General features: G+C 66.3%; 1 pseudogene. It reads right to left on the bottom strand.

Annotated elements, in window-relative coordinates:
- A pseudogene (locus B1964_RS22090) lies at positions 1-1342 on the bottom strand (prolyl oligopeptidase family protein); the annotation flags it as partial.

Below are 1342 nucleotides of genomic sequence, written 5' to 3' on the forward strand. Positions count from 1 at the left end.
GTAGCCGTAGAGCAGTGTGGGGCCGCTGGTCACGTCGCGGCGCCGGATCACGAAGTAGGGGATCGGGGTGCCGTCGTCGGACGGGGTGAAGAACTGTTCGGCCACCACCGATTCCGCGTCGAAGAACTGCGGGGTCTGTTTGATCACGGTGACCTCGGTGCCGCTGTTGCCGTGCAGCAGGCTCGGTGGCGCGGTGAACGACGTCGCCGACCAGAACACCTCGTCACTGTCGTCGGGATCGGTGTCGAGGACCGAGACGGTCGCGAGTTCGGGGAGCCCGGGTTGTGGCACGACCGTCCAGTCGCCGAGAGTGCGCACGGTCACCTCGGTGTGCACGTCGTGCAGGGTGAGCACGATCAGGTGTGACCGAGTGAAGGAGAATGACTGCAGGCTGGTGTGCGCGTCCGGGGTGAACAGCACCGTGTGTTCGCGCGCCCCGGCGAGGTAGGACGGGTAGTCGAAGACGAGCAGAGTGCCTGCCGGATAATCGGTTCCGCCGACTTCCCAGTCCGAACGGGGGCGGACAAACATCCAATCGTGGTGCACGCTGACGTGGGCATCGGTCGGCACGTCGAGCAAGATCTCCTCGGTGCCGCGGAGCTCGTAGGTGAGCTCGTTGAAGAAATCCGTTGCGCGCGAGACGAAATGACGCTCGAATCCAGGCGTGTGGTCGTACCCGGCGCTCACCGCCACATCGTCGACAGAGCCGGCGAACACCGTCGGCGCCGCATCGACCGGAGTGCCGCGCGTCCACCGTTTGATGACGCGCGGATACCCCGAGGTGGTCAGTGATCCGTCGCCATCGGACTGTATCCCGAAATCGGTTCCGACATAAACGGTGTCGCGGTCGATCCAGGAGATCGACGACTTCGCCTCGGGGAGCGTGAAGCCGTCGTCGACCCAGCTACGGGTCGCGACGTCGAACTCCCGGACGACGGCGGCGTCGGCACCGCCACGCGACATCGAGATCAGGGCGCGGTCGTACCCGGGCCGGTTCATGGTCGCCGATTTCCACACCCAGTTCTCGTCCTCGGCGATGGCGAGGGCGTCGACGTCGATGAGGACATCCCACTCGGGGGAGTCGGTGAGGTATTGCTCGAGCGTGGTCCGCCGCCACAGTCCGCGGGGGTGCGCCGCGTCGCGCCAGAAGTTGTAGAGGTACTCGCCCCGGCGACGCACGTAGGGGATGCGGTCGTCGGTGTCGAGGATCTCCAGCGCTTGCGCTTCGAGCTGGGAGAACCGGTCCGAATCGGTGAGTTCGGCGAGGGTGGGCGCGTTGTGGTCACGCACCCAGGCGAGTGCCTCGTCGCCGGTGACGTCCTCGAGCCACAGGTAGGGGGCG

This window comes from Gordonia sp. i37 (assembly GCF_002043085.1).
Taxonomy (GTDB): domain Bacteria; phylum Actinomycetota; class Actinomycetes; order Mycobacteriales; family Mycobacteriaceae; genus Gordonia; species Gordonia polyisoprenivorans.